Consider the following 16,220-nt stretch of genomic DNA (forward strand, 5'->3'; position numbering starts at 1 on the left):
CCCCGGTGCGACTCCTCCTCGACCTCGACGGCACCCGCTCCGACATCGACCTCGGCCGCCACCGCGACTCCGTGACACTCGGCGAGCTGATCGCCACCGCCACCGGGCACCGCCTCCCGCCCGGGACGGCCCTCGCCGTCGACACCGCCCTGCATCCTGTGGAGACCCGGCTGGCCGATCTGCTGCTGCTCGAGGGAACGCGGATCGCCCGCTCCCCCCTGCCCCGACCTGCCGCGGCCCGCGGGTGGACGGCCGTGCTGTCGGGCGGTCTCGGCGCGGGAGCCGTGGTCGAGATCCCGCGGGGCCGTGCGCTGATCGTGGGCCGCTCCCCGCACGCCGACGTCGTCCTCGACACGGCGAGCGCCTCCTGGGAGCACTTCTCGGTGACCCGCGAGGGCGACGGCCTGCGGGTGCGCGACGCCGACAGCACCAACGGCACTCTGGTCGACGGCGTCTCCGCGACGGGGGACGGGGTCCTCGTCTCCGACGCCGCGGTCGTGATCGCCGGTGGGGCGGCTCTCCGACTGCGCCCCGCGCCTCCCGAGCTCCTCGCGCCCGAGCCGGGGAGCACGGACAACGTCACCGCGACGGCGACCGTGCCCTTCAACCGGCCGCCGCGACCGGGACGTCCGGCGGCCGGCGAGGCGGTCGTCCCGCCGGCCCGCCTCGAGATCGCCTCCGCCACGACCTTCAGCGTGATCACCGTCGCCGCGCCGCTCGTCCTCGCCTTCGCGATGGTCCTCATCATGGGCGATGCGCGCTACGCCCTCTTCGCCGCGCTCAGCCCCGTGGCCGGAGGGGGCCTGTGGTTCGAGCAGCGGCACCGGCACGCCCGAGCGACCCGGTCCGAGGAGCAGCGCTACGGCGAGGCGCTGCAGACGCTCCGCGACGACATCGCCCGTTCCGCGCGTGTCGAACGGGCCCGCCTCGAGGAGGACGCGCCCGACCCGGCGACGACGATCCGCCGGGCGGCGCTGCCCGCCACGTCGCTGTGGCAGCGGCGCGCGACCTCCGCCGATGTGCTCCGCCTGCACATCGGCGTCGGCGACGTCCCGTGGTCTCCCCCGCTCGATCAGCGCGGAGTGCCGCGGCTCGAGGAGGAGGTGCGCGCGATCCTCGCGGTGAGCGTCGTCCCGAGCGCGCCGGTGTCCATCGATCTCGCGGACTCGGGCGTCGTCGGGATCGTCGGCGACCGCGAGGGCGGCCTCGCTCTGGCGAGGAGCCTGCTCTGCCAGGCGGCGGTCCACTGCGGTCCGGCCGACCTGGCGATCGGGGTGTTCTGCGACCGGCGACGCGACTCCGACTGGAGCTGGGCCTCCTGGCTCCCCCACACGCGTCTGCCCGGGGGCGGACGCCGACTCTCCGACCGGCGCGACCGCAGCTCCGAGCTCCTCCGCGCCCTCCGCGAGGAGGACTCGCCGCGCGTGCTCCTGGTGCTCGACTCCGACGTGCTGACCGAGGGACGCGCCGCTCCGGCGCGCGAGCTCCTCGGACTCGGCCGCGGCGAGCGCGAGACGGCGATCCGGATCTCCGGCCTCGTGCTCGCGGCGTCGGAGGAGCAGCTCCCCGCCTCCTGCACGGTCGTCGTCCGGGTCGGAGCTGACGCCTCAGCGGTCCTCTCCCGGCCCGACGAGCGGATCACCGTCGAGGACGTGGTGCTCGCCGGTCTCGCCTCCTCCACGGCCGAGCGCTGTGCGCGCGACCTGGCGCGCTTCGAGGACCCGGAGCTCGTCACCGCGGGGGCGGCTCTCCCCGCGCTCGTGCGGCTGCCGCCGCTCCTGGGCGCCGATCGTCCGACCGCCGCGGACGTCCGGGGGTGGTGGTCGAGCGCCCGGGGCGTGCGCGCGCCCGTCGGCTCGTCCGAGCACGGTCCGCTCGTGCTCGATCTCGTCGCCGACGGCCCGCACGGCCTGGTCGGCGGCACCACGGGCTCGGGCAAGAGCGAGTTCCTGCGCTCCTTCGTGGCCGGCCTCGCGGCCTGGAACGATCCGACGCGCCTCACCTTCGTGCTCATCGACTTCAAGGGGGGTGCAGCGTTCGCGTCCTGCGAGCGGCTCCCGCACACGATCGGCACCATCAGCAACCTCGACGCCCAGCTCGCCGACCGCGCGCTGCGCTCGCTCGAGGCCGAGATGCGGCGTCGTCAGCGGCTCTTCGCCGCCGCCGGCGAGGGTGTCGACGACCTCGACGCGTACTGGGCCACCTCGCCGCCGGAGCCGATGCCGCGGCTCCTGCTCGTCGTCGACGAGTTCGCCGTTCTCGCGAAGGAGCATCCCGACGTCCTGACGTCCCTCGTGAGCGTCGCCGCGGTCGGCCGGACGCTCGGCGTGCACATGATCCTCGCCACCCAGCGTCCGGCCGGAGTGGTGAACGACGACATCCTCGCCAACACCAACCTCCGCGTCGCCCTCCGGGTGCAGAGCCGGGACGACTCCGCCGACGTGATCGGAGTCGCGAGCGCGGCCGGGATCTCCCGCTCCCAGACCGGCCGGGCGTATGTGAAGCGTGGCCAGAACGACATCTCGCCCGTCCAGACGGCGCTGGTCACCGGTCGAGCGGAGGCGGCGGCCGTCGAGGCGATCGAGGTCCGCCCGGTCGGACCCACGGGCGTCCCCGTCGAGGGCCCCTCCCCTGTCGCCGCCGACGAGACGGCCCCGACCGATCTCGACCTCCTGATCGACGCGGTGGTCGAGGCGGACGCCGCTTCGGGCTTCGGCCCTCCCCGCCCGATCTGGCCGGAGCCGCTCGAGGACACCGTGGCCCTCAGCGGGTTCGGCGCGGAGGAGTCCGACCTCGGTCGCGTCGTCGGCGACGTCCTGCACGTCGCACTCTCGGACGACCCCGACCGGCAGCGCCAGACGCCGACCGGCTGGGATCTGGGCGAGGGGAACCTGCTCCTCATCGGCATCCCCGGCAGCGGCACCAGCACGGTGCTCGCGTCGATCGCACTGACGGCCGCCCGCCACTTCCCTCCGGACGAGCTCGACCTCTACGTCCTCGATGCCGGTTCCCGCGACTCCGCCCCGCTCGCGCGACTCCCGCACACCGTCTCCTACGCCGGAGCAGGTGGCGGATCCCACGAGAAGCAGACCCGGTTCCTCCGTCACCTGGGCGACGAGGTGCGCCGGCGCCGAGCATCGCCCGGGGGCCACCGGCGTGCGCTGGTGCTCATCGACGGACTCGCGACTCTGAAGGACGAGTTCCAGGACTGGGAGGGCCTGGCTCTGATGGAGGCGTTCACCCGCGCCTACGCCGACGGACCGGAGCTCGGCCTGCACTTCGCGGTGACGAGCACCCGGGCGAGGGCGATCCCCTCGGTGATGGAGGAGGTCACGACGCAGAAGTGGCTGTTCCGCCTCGCCGACCCGCAGGACTACGCCGCCGCCGGGGTGAAGCCGGTGCAGGCGCCGGCAGCGGTGCCGGGGCGCTGCGTTCTCACCTCGTCGCTCCTGCAGACGCAGGTCGCGACTCCGAGGGCCGGTCTCGACGACGCGATCGCCGAGCTCGCGGCCGCCTGGCCGGATGCGCGCGGCAGGACGAGCACGGTCGGCACGCTTCCCGACATGGTCGCCGTGAGCGCGCTCGGGATCGAGGCCCGCTTCGATCGCGAGCCGTGGCTGCTCCCGATCGGCCTCGGCGAGTCGGACCTCGCCCCGCTGGCGTTCCAGGTCTTCGAGGGCGAGCACGTCGTCATCGCCGGACCCGCCCGATCGGGCAAGTCGACCGTGCTGCTCGCCCTGGCCGAGGCGGCGCGGGCCGCCGGCTCGGTCGCCGTCTGGGGAGTGTGCGATCGACGCTCCCCGCTGAGGGGCGCGGACCTCGACCGACTCGCCGTGGGCGCGGAGGAGCTCCGCACCCTCCTCGCGTCGCTGTCGACGGAGGAGGGCCCCGTGCTGCTCCTCCTCGACGACGCCGAGCGCTGGGACGACACCGACCAGGCGCTGATGAGGCTGGTCTCGTCGGGTCGCCCGGGACTCTGCGTCGTGCTGGCCGGCCGGTCGAGCGAGCTCCGCAGCCATTTCGGGAACTGGACGAAGAAGGCGGCGGCCTCCCGCTCCGTGCTGCTGCTCCAGCCCGACATCGACAACGACGGCACTCTCCTCGGCGCGCAGATCCCGCGGCGCTTCCCCGTCCCGCCCACGGTGGGCCGGGGCTTCGTCAGCCTCGACGGCGAGATCCACTTCGTGCAGTCGGTCTCGCCGACGCCGGCGGACGGCGGCTGATCAGCGCCCTCGGGCGGGTGATCGCGCCTCCGCCACCAAGTCGATCGGCGCGTCCTCCTCGAGAGCGCTCCGATCACTCCGAGACGCACCGATGGAGGTGCGCGGAGGAAGGAGCGCGGAGACGACGAGCACGTCCCGCCCCCGCTCGCCGGAGCACGCAGGGGCGAGACGGCCGGTCAGCTCCCTCCGCCGGCGGCGAAGATGTTCTGCGAGATCGTCGCCAGCTGGCTGCGCAGCTCCTCGAGCTCCTGCTTGGCCTTCTCGAGGGCCGACTTCGTCTCCGGCCAGGTCGACGAGCGGAACTGCGAGGCCAGCGGACCATCCCAGACGTTCGGATCGGACAGTGTCCGCCCCTGTGCGTCGAGCCGGCTGATCTGATCGGCGAGGCCGCCGTTGACGATCGACTGGATCTGCTGGATCGCGGACTTCGCCTCGTCGGTCGAGAGAACACGTGACATGGATCACACCTTTCTACCCCTGCGGACGGGACCGTCCCGACCGCTCCCCACTCCACCGTCGTTTCATGAGGATGTCTCGTCATGGTAGGAGGCGAGACCGCGCAGACGGCGCGCATGGCGTCGACGGCGCGACACTGGCGCGAGAGGTCGACTCACTCGCGAGTGGTGATCGCGAAGGGACTGCTCGAGAGGTCCGAGAACGCGCCCACTCGGGCGCGCAGCTCGCAGGACGGAGTCACCGTGAGGGCGGTCACCGTCAGCCCGTCGGACGACACGGCGACCGCGCCGCTGCAGCCGTCGCTGAACCGCACGCCCTCCACTCCGCCCGCGATCGCGTCGAGCATGCTGCTCGCCGGCGCGGACGACGGCGTCGCGAGCAGGGGGTTCACGGGGTCGGCCCCGCTCGGCCAGACCGGCACCAGCGTCACCGGCAGCGGGGTCCGGCCGACCGTCCGCGCGGGAGTCTCGATCCGCACATCCCGCAGCCGCTGCACGGGATACGCCGTCCCGGTGACCGCAGGGTCGGCCACGGCCTGTGCCGTCGCAGACGCTGCCGCCGCCAGCCACCCGTCCAGGGCGCTCTGCTCGGCCACCGCGATCGGCACGGTCGCCGTGACGTCGACGATCCCCTGCGCCGGGACGTGCAGGTCCGTCAGGCTCCAACCGCAGCCGACCCCGACTCCGGTGACGCTCGGCCGGTTGCGCACCGCCGTCACTCCGGACCAGCTGGCCGCGGGGCACGCCGCCGCGGCGTCCGGGCCCGGCAGCACCTCGAGGAAGGACCCCGAGAGGGGCGCGCTCTGGGCGGAGTAGGAGATCTCGACGACCACGGCCCGTCGCTCCGCGTCCCAGGTGGCCGATCGCGTCACTCCGAGGCCCGTCGGCAGCGGCCGGTCCTGCTGCCGGGCCGACAGGTCGGCATCCGGCGCCGAGGCCCGTGCTCCGCCGCCGCGCGGCTGGACGGCGAGGAGCACCGCCCCGATGAGCAGGACGCCGGCGCCGAGGGCGGCGAGGATCATCCGCAGACGTCCGCCGCGCCCCCGCCGAGCTGGAGCCTCGAACGGCCGTTCCACCAGGCGCAGCTCGCGGCGCGGCACCGGGCGGAGCACGGTCGCCTGCGACGACGGGCCGAGCTCGGGAGCGGGCCCCTCCTCCACCGGCTCCGACGACATCTCCACCGCCATCCCGCGGAGGACCGTGCCCGGGCGCTCGGCCTCCTCGAACTCCGCCGCGCCCGCCGCGAGCGGCAGCGCCGGCAGCCCGGCCAGCGCCGGGGAGAGGCGTCGCAGGATCCCCGCCGCCTCCGCAGCCGTCGGCCGCGACGCCGGATCCTTCGCGAGCATCCGGTCCAGGAGCGACGCGAGCCGCGGCGGCAGATCCAGCGGCGGCGGGAGCATCGCGACGTGCCGGTAGGCGACCGCGACGTCGGCGCCGGGGCCGGCGAACGGGGTCCGGCCGCACAGCAGCTCGTAGAGCAGGATCCCCGTCGAGTAGACGTCGCTCGGCGGGCCGGCTGCTCCGGTGGCGAGCATCTCGGGCGAAAGGTACTCCGGCGTCCCGATGACACCCGTCGTCGCGCGCGGCCCCTCGGCGACCACGTGAGCGATGCCGAAGTCGGAGACGCGGACGGCGGAGCCCGCATCGTCCGCACCCTCCGCGAGCAGGACGTTGTCGGGCTTCACGTCCCGGTGGACCGTGCCGATCGCATGCGCGGCGGCGAGAGCGTCGAGGATCGAGGCCGCCACGGGCAGCGCATCGACCGCCGGGAGGGTGCCCTCGTCCCGCAGCAGCTCCCGCAGCGATCCGCCGCCGACGAGCTCCATCACGATCCCGAGCGTCTCCCCCTCCACGACGAGGTCGAGCACCTCCACGACGTGCGGGTGCCGCAGACGGGTGAGCACCGACCTCTCACGGACGAACCGCTCGACCAGGCCCGCGTCGTGCACGTGCTCACCGCGGAGGAGCTTCGCCGCGCGGTCCGGCCCCTGCGCGTCGGCGACGCGCCACACCTCGCCCGCGGCACCCGAGCCGATCCGCTCGAACAGGCGGTAGCGCGCCCCCAACGGATCCCCAGCACTCCTCGCCATGCCGCCTCCCGATCCGAGCTTCCGTCATCTTCGAGAGGAAACATAGCGGAGACCGCTCGGGCGGATCAGCGGTGGCGCATCGGCCGGATCAGAACCCCTCGTTGGCGCGCGGTGCGTAGTCGGCGCCCAGCGCCTCCAGCTCGTCGGCGGTCAGCTCCACGTCCAGCGACGCGACCGCGTCGTCGAGGTGGTGGAGCTTCGTGGCTCCGACGATCGGAGCGGTGACCGCCTCCTGCTGCCGGACCCAGGCGAGCGCCACCTGCGCACGGGGCACGCCGCGCTGCTCGGCGATGCGTGCGACGGTCGCGACGGTCCGCCGGTCGGCCTCCTCCTGCTGGCGGTAGAGGGTGCCGCCGAAGACGTCGGTCTCGGTGCGCGCCGTGGTCTCGTCCCAGTCACGGGTGAGCCGGCCCCGGGCGAGCGGCGACCACGGGATCACGCCGACTCCCTGGTCGACGCAGAAGGGGTGCAGCTCGCGCTCGTCCTCGCGCTGGATCAGGTTGTACTGGTCCTGCATCGAGACGAACCGCGTCCAGCCGCCCAGATCCGCGGTGTACTGCGCCTTCGCGAACTGCCAGGCCCACATGCTCGAGGCGCCGATGTAGCGCGCCCTGCCCGAGCGGACGACGTCGTGGAGGGTCTCCATCGTCTCCTCGATCGGCGTCTCGGGGTCCCAGCGGTGGATCTGGTAGAGGTCGACGTAGTCCGTGCCGAGACGCCGGAGGCTGTCGTCGATCGCGCTGAGGATGTGCCGCCGCGAGAGGCCGCCGCCGTTGGGGCCGGGGCGCATCCGCCCGTGGACCTTCGTGGCGATCACGACCTCCTCGCGGACCGCGAAGTCCGCGAGCGCCCGGCCGACGAACTCCTCGCTCGTGCCGTCGGAGTAGACGTCCGCCGTGTCGAACGTGGTGATGCCGAGCTCCAGCGCCCGCCGGAGGAAGGTCCGCGACTCCTCCTCGCCCATGCTCCAGCCGTGGGCCCCGCGCTCGGGAGCGCCGAAGCTCATGCAGCCGAGGACGATCGAGGAGATCTGCAGGCCGCTGGAGCCGAGTCGGGTGGAGTCCATGCGCGTCGCTTCCGTGTCGAGGAGGGGGTCCCTCCAGCGTCGCACCCGCGAGCGGCGGCGCGCCAGCCGTCCGGCTACACGGCCGGATCGCGACGAGTGGCGGCGACCACGCTCGGGAGGAACAGCGCGACGACGGCCACCACGGCCGGCGCCAGCAGCGCCCAGCCGATGTCGGGCACGGCGTACTGGCCCTGGAAGGCGCCGAGCGCCACGGCCATCATCACCAGCTGGATCGTCAGCGCCGACGCGCGCATCCAGCCGCGCCGTCGCACGGCGCCGAGCGTCGTCGCGGCGGCCCAGCACACGGCGATCAGCGCGAGGACGACGATGGCGATCCCGCCGCCGACCGTATCGGCCCTAGTCGTCAGCAGCTCGAGCACGAGCCACGCCGCGACCCCGGCGACGGCGAGCGTCTCGAGCGCCAGGACCGCGATCAGCACCACCAGACCGAGCGGCCGTGAGGCGGTCGGGCGGGGTCCGCGGGACCCGTTCGCGTCAGCGGTCACAGGCACATCCCATCCAGGACTCTTGATTCGGGCTCATCCCCGTGACAGGCTAGTCCAGTTCGTTTCACCGCTCACAGGGTCGTGGGTTTCCGCCGATGTGAACATCCGATCCCGCCGCGCCGTCAGGCACGGGGGCGAGCCGGATGACCAGCACTGGAGCCGGGTGGCCGACGCAGTGCTCACGCATCGCGTCGAGTGCGCCGGCAAGAACCGAGCGTTCTCCCGTCCACCACCCCGATCCACCCCGCGCTCCAGCACGGGGCCTCGTGGCGTGCGCCGGTGAGGGCGCGGAGGTCGAGTACTGGTCGGGATCGTCGGCGTGGATCGATCATCCCACCCGAACACTGCGTGGTTCCTCCACGCACGCCTTCACACAAGGAGCACCCGCATGGACTGGCGCGACAAGGCCGCTTGCCTCACCGCAGACCCCGAGCTTTTCTTCCCGGTCGGCAACACCGGCCCGGCCGTGGACCAGATCGAGAAGGCGAAGTCGGTGTGCGCACGCTGCACCGTCACCGAGGTCTGCCTCCAGTACGCCCTCGAGACCGGCCAGGACTCGGGCGTGTGGGGCGGCCTCAGCGAGGACGAGCGTCGCGCCCTGAAGCGCCGCGCCGCCCGCGCACGCCGCGCCTCCTAGGCGCACGAGCCGCTCGGCGGCACGAACGATCCCGACCCCCGTCGCCTCTCGGCAGCGGGGGTCGCGTCGTCTCCGGGCTCAGGAGCGGGCGCGCTCCAGCCACCGCAGCGGCACCTCGATGGTGACCTCGGTGCCGCGCCCGACCAGCGTGTGCCAGTCGATGGTGCCGCCGAGCTCGCCCTGGATGAGCGTGCGCACGATCTGCGTGCCCAGGCCCGATCCGACCTTGCCCTCCGGCAGCCCGACGCCCGTGTCGCGCACCTTCACCGTGAGCTCGTCGTCGCTGCGCGAGGCGACGATCTCCACGTCGCCCTCTCGTCCGGCCAGGCCGTGCTCGACGGCGTTGGTGACCAGCTCGGTCAGGGCGAGGGCGAGCGGAGTCGCGTACTCGCTGGGCAGGTTGCCGAAGCTCCCCGTCAGCTTCGGGTGCACCGTGGTGTTGTGGGTCGAGGCGACCTCGGCGATCAGCAGCAGCACCCGGTCGAAGACCGCGTCGAAGTCGACGTTCTGGTTCAGCCCCTCAGAGAGCGTGTCGTGCACGACCGCGATGGCGGCGACGCGGCGCATCGCCTGCGTGAGCGCCTCCCGGGCGAGGTCGGAGTGGGTGCGCCTGGCCTGGATCCGCAGCAGCGAGGCCACGGTCTGCAGGTTGTTCTTCACGCGGTGGTGGATCTCGCGGATCGTCGCGTCCTTGGTGATGAGCTCCCGCTCCTGGTGGCGCAGCTCCGTCACGTCGCGGCACAGGACGACGGCGCCGACCCGCTCGCCGCGGTCGCGGATCGGGATCGCGCGCAGCGACACCGTCACTCCGCGGGCCTCGATGTCGGTTCGCCACGGCGCCCGGCCGGTCACGACCAGCGGGAGCGACTCGTCGATGACGACCTTCCCCGCGATCAGCTTCGTCGTGACCTCGGCGAGCGACTCCCCCTCGAGCTCGTCGGCGAAGCCGATGCGGTTGAACGCCGAGAGGGCGTTGGGGCTCGCGAACGTGGTGACGCCGTCGACGTCCAGGCGGATCAGGCCGTCGGACGCGCGCGGCGCCCCGCGGCGAGGACCGGTCGGCGCGCCCAGATCGGGGAAGTCGCCCGAGGCGATCATCGAGAAGAGGTCGTTCGCGCAGTCGTTGAACGTCAGCTCCTGCCGGCTCGGCGTGCGTGTCTCGCTGAGGTTGGTGTGGCGCGTGACGACCGCGATGGGGCGGTCCGTCGTCCCGCCGTCGGAGGCCCCCAGGCGGCGCAGGACGGGCACCGCGCGCACGCGGGTGGGCGTCTCCTCGAACCAGTCCGGGGCGGAGGTGTCGACGATCCGCGCGGTCTCGAACGCCTCGACGACCTGGGCGCGCCACTCCGACTTGATCCTCTGCCCGACGAAGTCGCGGTAGAAGAGCGTCGCCGCGCTGCTGGGGCGCGCGTGGGCGACGGCGACGAAGCTGTCGTCGGCCGTGGGCACCCAGAGCACGATGTCGGCGAAGGCCAGGTCGGCGAGCAGCTGCAGGTCGCCGACGAGCAGGTGCAGCCATTCGACGTCCGCTTCGTCGGATCGGCCGTGGGAGAGGACGAGGTCACTGAGGGTCGACACCCGACAAGCCTAGGGCGCGGCCGGGCGGTGCACGCCGGGCTCGCTGTCCACAGCTCGGGACGGCCGACGATTATCCACAGTCTGCGCCTCTGCACTCCATGAGCATCCCTCGACTGCTTCGATGAGGTCGTCCTCGCGTGCCGACCCAGCGCGCCCCGCCCGTCGAGCAGAGAGGTGACCCGGACCCGTGAACAGCTCGTCCTGCCCCAGGAGATCGCCGCATGAGCCTTCCCCTCCACGCCTTCGACTACCGCACCCTCCCCCTCGACCCCGAGGCGGCCGTGGAGCGGCTCACCATCGCGGAGTTCTTCGCCCCGCAGCCTGCGACCCGCGCGGAGCTGCCCGACCCGGAGCCCCTGCTCGCCCGGCTCACGCACCTCGTGATCGAGATCCTGGAGGGCTCGCGCGAGATCGACCAGATCGCGCGGTGGCTGAGCGACGAGGTCTACCACCACCTGCAGAAGCGGGTCGTACTCGCGGCCCGCGCCCGCAGCCTGCGGAAGCGGACGGCGCAGCGCGTCCCGTTCACGGTCGGACGGGTGATCGTCACGGAGCCGCGGGACGGCGTCGTCGAGGGAGTGGTCCTGGTGCATCACCGCGCACGGAGCCGGGCCGTCGCGATCCGGCTCGAGGGCACGGACGCGCGCTGGCGTGCCACCGCGATCAACGTGCTGTGAGGAGCGGGTCAGCGCTCCCGGACGGCCGCACCGGCCGGGAGCACGATCTCCACTCCCCTGTCGCGCAGGGCCTCCTCGAGCTCCGGGGGCGGCGGTGACGAGATGATCCGCGCGATCGAGCTCCGCGACCTCCTCGGGGACGGCTTCACCGCCGCCGACTACGACCACATGGGCGGACTCCCTCCCCAGCCCGGCTCGCGAGCGGTGTGCGCAGCGGTGGAGTCGGCGCTCGAGGCCTGCTGCGTCCCCGGGCTCGTCCTCGAGACGGACCGGCCGACGACGATCGGCCTCGGCGACACCTTCGCCGGCGGCTTCGTCTCGGCTCTCGCGCGCGGCGAGTCCTGACGGCGGGCGAGGCCGGGCTCCGAGCCTCCGCAGGAACGCCGACGGCCCCGGACACCCGCTGCTGCGGGACCGGGGCCGAGGGCGTCGTCCGGGGAGGACTCAGCGGCGCTTGGACTGCGCGCGTCGCTCCTCGCGGTTGGCGGGGGCGTCCGAGCCGCCCGGCTTCTGGCCGAAGGCGCCGGTCGTCGGAGTCTCCTCCGCCTCGCCCTCGGGAAGCGCCTTGCGGGCCTCCTCGGCGCGGGCCTTCGCGGTGGCCGCCTGCTGCACCTGTCCGCGCTGGTCGCGGACCTCGACGCCGCCGGTGTCGCTCGGGGCCGAGTAGCTGAGCTTCTCGGCCGGAGCGACCGGCTGAGTGAGGCCCTTGGCCGCGACTCCGGCGACCTCGCCCTGCTTCTGGGTCACCTCGACCTCGAGGTTGAAGAGGAAGCCGACGGTCTCCTCGCGGATCTGCCCCATCATCTGCTGGAACAGGGCGAAGCCCTCGCGCTGGTACTCGACCAGCGGGTCGCGCTGGGCCATCGCGCGCAGGCCGATGCCGTCCTTGAGGTAGTCCATCTCGTAGAGGTGGTCGCGCCAGCGGCGGTCGATCACCGAGAGCACGACACGGCGCTCGAGCTCGCGCATGGCGGGAGAGCCCAGCTGCTCCTCGCGGCGCTGGTAGGCGAGCTGCGCGTCCGAGAGGATCTCGCGGCGCATGAACTCCTTGTTGATGCGGCCGCGGCTGCCCGCCTCCTGCACCACCTCGTCGATGGTGAGGCTGATCGGGTACAGCGTCTTCAGCTCGGTCCAGAGGGCGTCGAAGTCCCAGTCGTCGCCGTTGCCGTCGCCGGTGTGCACCTCGAGGATCTCGTCGATCACGTCGACGAGGAACTTCTGGGTGCGCTCGTGCAGGTCGTCGCCCTCGAGGATGTGGCGGCGGTCCGAGTAGATCGCCTCGCGCTGGCGGTTGAGGACGTCGTCGTACTTGAGGACGTTCTTGCGGATCTCGGCGTTGCGGGCCTCGACCTGCGACTGGGCGCTGCGGATGGCGCGCGAGACGACCTTCGACTCGATGGCGATGTCGTCCGGGACGTTGCCGCGGCCCATGAGCGCCTCGGCGGCGCCGGAGTTGAACAGGCGCATGAGGTCGTCGGTGAGCGAGAGGTAGAAGCGGCTCTCCCCCGGGTCGCCCTGGCGCCCCGAGCGTCCGCGGAGCTGGTTGTCGATGCGGCGCGACTCGTGGCGCTCGGTGCCGAGCACGTAGAGGCCGCCGGCGGCCTGGACCTTCTCGGCCTCCTCGCCCACCTTCTCCTTGACGGCGGCGAAGACCTCGTCCCACGCGGCCTCGTACTCCTCCGGAGTCTCGGAGGGGTTCAGGCCCTTGGCCGTCATCTCGGAGACCGCGAGGAACTCGGCGTTGCCACCGAGCATGATGTCGGTGCCTCGACCGGCCATGTTGGTCGCGACGGTGACGGCGCCGAGGCGGCCGGCCTGGGCGACGATGGCCGCCTCCCGCGCGTGGTTCTTGGCGTTCAGGACCTCGTGGCGCACGCCCTTCTTGGCGAGCAGGCGCGAGAGGTACTCGCTCTTCTCGACGCTGGTCGTGCCGACGAGGACCGGCTGCCCGGCCGCGTGGCGCTCCGCGATGTCCTCGACGACCTGGGCGAACTTGACCTGCTCGTTCTTGTAGACGAGGTCGGCGTTGTCGATCCGCTGCATCTTGCGGTTCGTCGGGATCGGGACGACGCCGAGCTTGTAGGTCGACATGAACTCGGCGGCCTCGGTCTCGGCCGTTCCGGTCATGCCGGAGAGCTTCGCGTAGAGGCGGAAGTAGTTCTGGAGCGTGACGGTGGCCAGTGTCTGGTTCTCGGCCTTGACCTGCACGCCCTCCTTCGCCTCGATGGCCTGGTGGATGCCCTCGTTGTAGCGGCGTCCGGCCAGGATGCGGCCGGTGTGCTCGTCGACGATCAGGACCTCGCCGTTCAGCACGACGTAGTCCTTGTCCTTCTTGAACAGCGCGCGCGCCTTGATGGCGTTGTTGAGGAACGAGATCAGCGGGGTGTTCGCCGACTCGTAGAGGTTGTCGATGCCGAGGTAGTCCTCGACCTTCTCGATGCCGGGCTCGAGGACGCCGACGGTGCGCTTCTTCTCGTCGACCTCGAAGTCCTCGCCCTCGTCGAGGCGCTTGGCGAGGTTGGCGAACTCCGCGAACCAGCGATTCGCCTCGCCCGAGGCCGGCCCGGAGATGATCAGCGGGGTGCGGGCCTCGTCGATGAGGATCGAGTCGACCTCGTCGACGATGGCGTAGAAGTGGCCGCGCTGGACCATGTCCTGCGCCTGCCACGCCATGTTGTCGCGGAGGTAGTCGAAGCCGAACTCGTTGTTCGTGCCGTAGGTGATGTCGGCCGAGTACTGCTCACGGCGCTGCTCCGGGGTCTGGCCCGAGAGGATCACTCCGGTCGTCATGCCGAGGGCGCGGAACACGCGCCCCATCAGCTCGGACTGGTACGACGCGAGGAAGTCGTTGACCGTGACGATGTGCACGCCGCGGCTGGCGATCGCGTTGAGGTAGGCCGGGAGGGTCGCGACGAGCGTCTTGCCCTCTCCGGTCTTCATCTCGGCGATGTTGCCCAGGTGCAGGGCGGCGCCGCCCATGAGCTGCACGTCGAAGTGGCGGAGGCCGAGCGTCCGGCGCGAGGCCTCGCGGACGGCGGCGAACGCCTCCGGCAGCAGGTCGTCGAGGGACTCGCCGTTCGAGTAGCGCTCGCGCAGCTCGACGGTCTCGTTCTTCAGCTCCTCGTCGCTGAGGTGCGTGAAGTCCTCTTCGAGGGCGTTGACGGCCTTCGCGTAGTTCTCGAGGCGGCGGATGACCCGCCCCTCCCCGACGCGAAGGACCTTTTCGAGGACAGAGGCCACGGGGTACTCCAAAAAAGTAGAAGACAGGAGTCGCGCGCCGAAGCGCGGACCGCGACCAGCCTAGCCGGGGCGGGCGGCGAGCGGTCGGGGCGACGCGTCCGCCCTGGGCGGACTCCCTGCCTGGGCACGGGGAGGGCCCCGGAGCGGATGCTCCGGGGCCCGGGGTCGGATCTCAGCCGGCGGCCTGCTCGGCGAGCTCGTCGGCCTCGTCGCCGAGGCCGATCACGCCGTAGTCCCAGCCCTTGCGGCGGTAGACCACGCTCGGGCGGTTCGTGTCGGAGTCGATGAAGAGGTAGAAGTCGTGTCCGACCAGCTCCATGTAGTCGACGGCGTCGTCGACGGTCATCGAGACGGAGGCGAAGACCTTCTTGCGGATGACGACGGGGCAGTACGGCTCCTCGACCTCGTCCTCCACCGGCTCCGGCGCCTCCTGCACGGGGATGACGCCCGTGCTCAGCTGCTCCAGCACCGCCGCGTCGGCAGGCTGGATGGCGACGACGCTGAAGTCGTCGGCGGCCGCGTCGCGGAGCGAGGTCGGCCGATGCTGGCCCCGATGGACCTTCTTCCGGTCCTTGGCGCGTCTCACCCGTTCGAGCAGCCGGCCGATGGCGACGTCGAACGCCGCGTACTTGTCGGCTCCGCTCGCCTCGGCCCGGACCACGGGCCCCTTGCCGATCAGCGTCAGCTCCACGCGGTCGCCGCCGGCCGAGCCCTTGCCCTCGGCGTGCCTGCTCGCCTTGATCTCGAGTGCGAGAGCACGATCGGCGAGGTGCGCCACCTTGTCCGACTTCTCCGTCGCGTACGCGCGGAAGCGATCGGTGATGTCGATGTTGCGTCCTGTGATGTCGATGTCCATGACAACCTCCCAGTCGAGTACGGCGTGCCGCCTTTCTCCGGGGCGGACCGTTCACGCCGTGCCCCCACCGTAGACCCCGGCCACCGGATCGTCACCGGGAGTTCGTCCGGATTCTGCTGCTACGTTCCCTCTTCGTTGCGCGGTGCCGGCCAGGGCCGCCGCGGCCCGGACCGTCCCGCCGGCCGCACGCACGGCGCGCCGGAGCTCGAGCAGGGTCGCGCCGGAGGTGACCACGTCGTCGACGAGGACCACCGGCGGCCACGACGAGAGCGGACGGCGGGCGCGGAACGCCCCGTCGAGGTTGCCGCGCCGCTCGATGCGGCCGAGCCCGACCTGGTCGCGGACCATCCGCGACCGCCGGAGAGGACGCGCCGCCCGCCCTCCCGCCGCGGCGACCAGCTGCGCGACGGGATCGGCGCCCCGCCGCACGCGGCCGAGCCAGGAGCCGGGCGGGACGACCAGGATCGCGGGGCTGCCGGCGAGCGCCGCGCCGAGGGCCGGACGCAACAGCGCGCCGAGCGGGGCGAGGCAGGCCGTGCGGCCCTCCTCCTTCAGCGCGACGACGAGGCGGCGCACCGTGCCCTCGTACGGGGCACCGGTGACGACGAGGAGCGGATCGTCCGGCGGCCCGACGACGCGGGTCAGCAGGCAGGCCGAGGCGGCCGCGTCGGCCGAGCAGTCCGGACAGGGCGCCCGGCTCGTCGGCTCTCCGCAGGCGGGGCACTCCAGCGGGAGGAGGACGGCGAGGGCGTCGAGCAGGTGATCGGAGAGCATGCCTCCACGTTCGCCGTCCGGGCCGCGGCGCGGGGGGTGGATCCGTCGGATCGGGACGATCCGCCTGCCCGACGCGCCTGGGGAGGAGCATCCGGAGCGCGCCGCCGTCGGAAGGGCT

General features: G+C 72.6%; 12 protein-coding genes. 4 read left to right on the top strand and 8 right to left on the bottom strand.

The annotated features are described in order from the left end of the window. Positions 1-5: 5 nt before the first annotated feature. On the top strand, positions 6-4,223 hold the full coding sequence (locus C5C33_RS04065; RefSeq protein WP_104260482.1) for an FtsK/SpoIIIE domain-containing protein: 4,218 nt from the start codon (positions 6-8) through the stop codon (positions 4,221-4,223). Positions 4,224-4,399: 176 nt separating this feature from the next. Here C5C33_RS04065 and C5C33_RS04070 read toward each other — a convergent pair whose 3' ends face one another. The 4 genes from C5C33_RS04070 to C5C33_RS04085 all read right to left on the bottom strand — a co-directional run bounded on the left by C5C33_RS04070 (position 4,400) and on the right by C5C33_RS04085 (position 8,340). After that, positions 4,400-4,681 carry a pyrophosphorylase gene (locus C5C33_RS04070; protein WP_104224124.1) on the bottom strand — a complete coding sequence of 94 codons (282 nt, stop codon included), beginning with the start codon at positions 4,679-4,681 and terminating at the stop codon, positions 4,400-4,402. A 152-nt stretch (positions 4,682-4,833) separates the two neighbouring features. Further along, positions 4,834-6,744, bottom strand: a complete 1,911-nt coding sequence (locus tag C5C33_RS04075) for a serine/threonine-protein kinase (protein ID WP_258069174.1) — start codon at positions 6,742-6,744, stop codon at positions 4,834-4,836. A gap of 112 nt (positions 6,745-6,856) precedes the next feature. Further along, complete coding sequence (locus tag C5C33_RS04080) at positions 6,857-7,834, bottom strand: aldo/keto reductase (protein ID WP_104260484.1); 978 nt, start codon at positions 7,832-7,834, stop codon at positions 6,857-6,859. 74 nt (positions 7,835-7,908) lie between these two features. Continuing rightward, a complete protein-coding gene (locus C5C33_RS04085; RefSeq protein WP_104255262.1) occupies positions 7,909-8,340 on the bottom strand; it encodes a hypothetical protein in 432 nt (143 codons plus the stop codon). Between the two features lie 388 nt (positions 8,341-8,728). Here C5C33_RS04085 and C5C33_RS04090 point away from each other — a divergent pair, with 388 nt between their 5' ends. After that, a complete protein-coding gene (locus C5C33_RS04090) occupies positions 8,729-8,977 on the top strand; it encodes a WhiB family transcriptional regulator (protein WP_055788231.1) in 249 nt (82 codons plus the stop codon). A 78-nt stretch (positions 8,978-9,055) separates the two neighbouring features. Here C5C33_RS04090 and C5C33_RS04095 read toward each other — a convergent pair whose 3' ends face one another. Next, positions 9,056-10,555, bottom strand: coding sequence for a sensor histidine kinase (locus tag C5C33_RS04095; RefSeq protein ID WP_104224128.1), 1,500 nt, complete (start codon positions 10,553-10,555; stop codon positions 9,056-9,058). A gap of 221 nt (positions 10,556-10,776) precedes the next feature. Between C5C33_RS04095 and C5C33_RS04100 the strand changes: the two genes are divergently transcribed. Then, a complete protein-coding gene (locus C5C33_RS04100; RefSeq protein WP_219812134.1) occupies positions 10,777-11,232 on the top strand; it encodes an Rv3235 family protein in 456 nt (151 codons plus the stop codon). Positions 11,233-11,334: 102 nt separating this feature from the next. After that, positions 11,335-11,577 carry a hypothetical protein gene (locus tag C5C33_RS04105; RefSeq protein ID WP_104260485.1) on the top strand — a complete coding sequence of 81 codons (243 nt, stop codon included), beginning with the start codon at positions 11,335-11,337 and terminating at the stop codon, positions 11,575-11,577. Positions 11,578-11,676: 99 nt separating this feature from the next. Here the strand turns inward: C5C33_RS04105 and secA are convergent, their stop codons facing one another. From secA to C5C33_RS04120, 3 genes are all read right to left on the bottom strand, one after another. Beyond that, the gene (gene secA, locus C5C33_RS04110; RefSeq protein WP_104260486.1) at positions 11,677-14,472 is read right to left on the bottom strand and encodes a preprotein translocase subunit SecA; all 2,796 of its coding nucleotides are present in this window, start codon (positions 14,470-14,472) and stop codon (positions 11,677-11,679) included. A gap of 172 nt (positions 14,473-14,644) precedes the next feature. After that, positions 14,645-15,328, bottom strand: coding sequence for a ribosome hibernation-promoting factor, HPF/YfiA family (hpf, locus tag C5C33_RS04115; protein ID WP_104224131.1), 684 nt, complete (start codon positions 15,326-15,328; stop codon positions 14,645-14,647). Positions 15,329-15,379: 51 nt separating this feature from the next. Then, entirely contained in the window at positions 15,380-16,102 is a 723-nt protein-coding gene (locus tag C5C33_RS04120) for a ComF family protein (RefSeq protein WP_104260487.1), read from the bottom strand. Positions 16,103-16,220: the final 118 nt, after the last annotated feature.

It is taken from the genome of Rathayibacter sp. AY1H3, assembly GCF_002932015.1.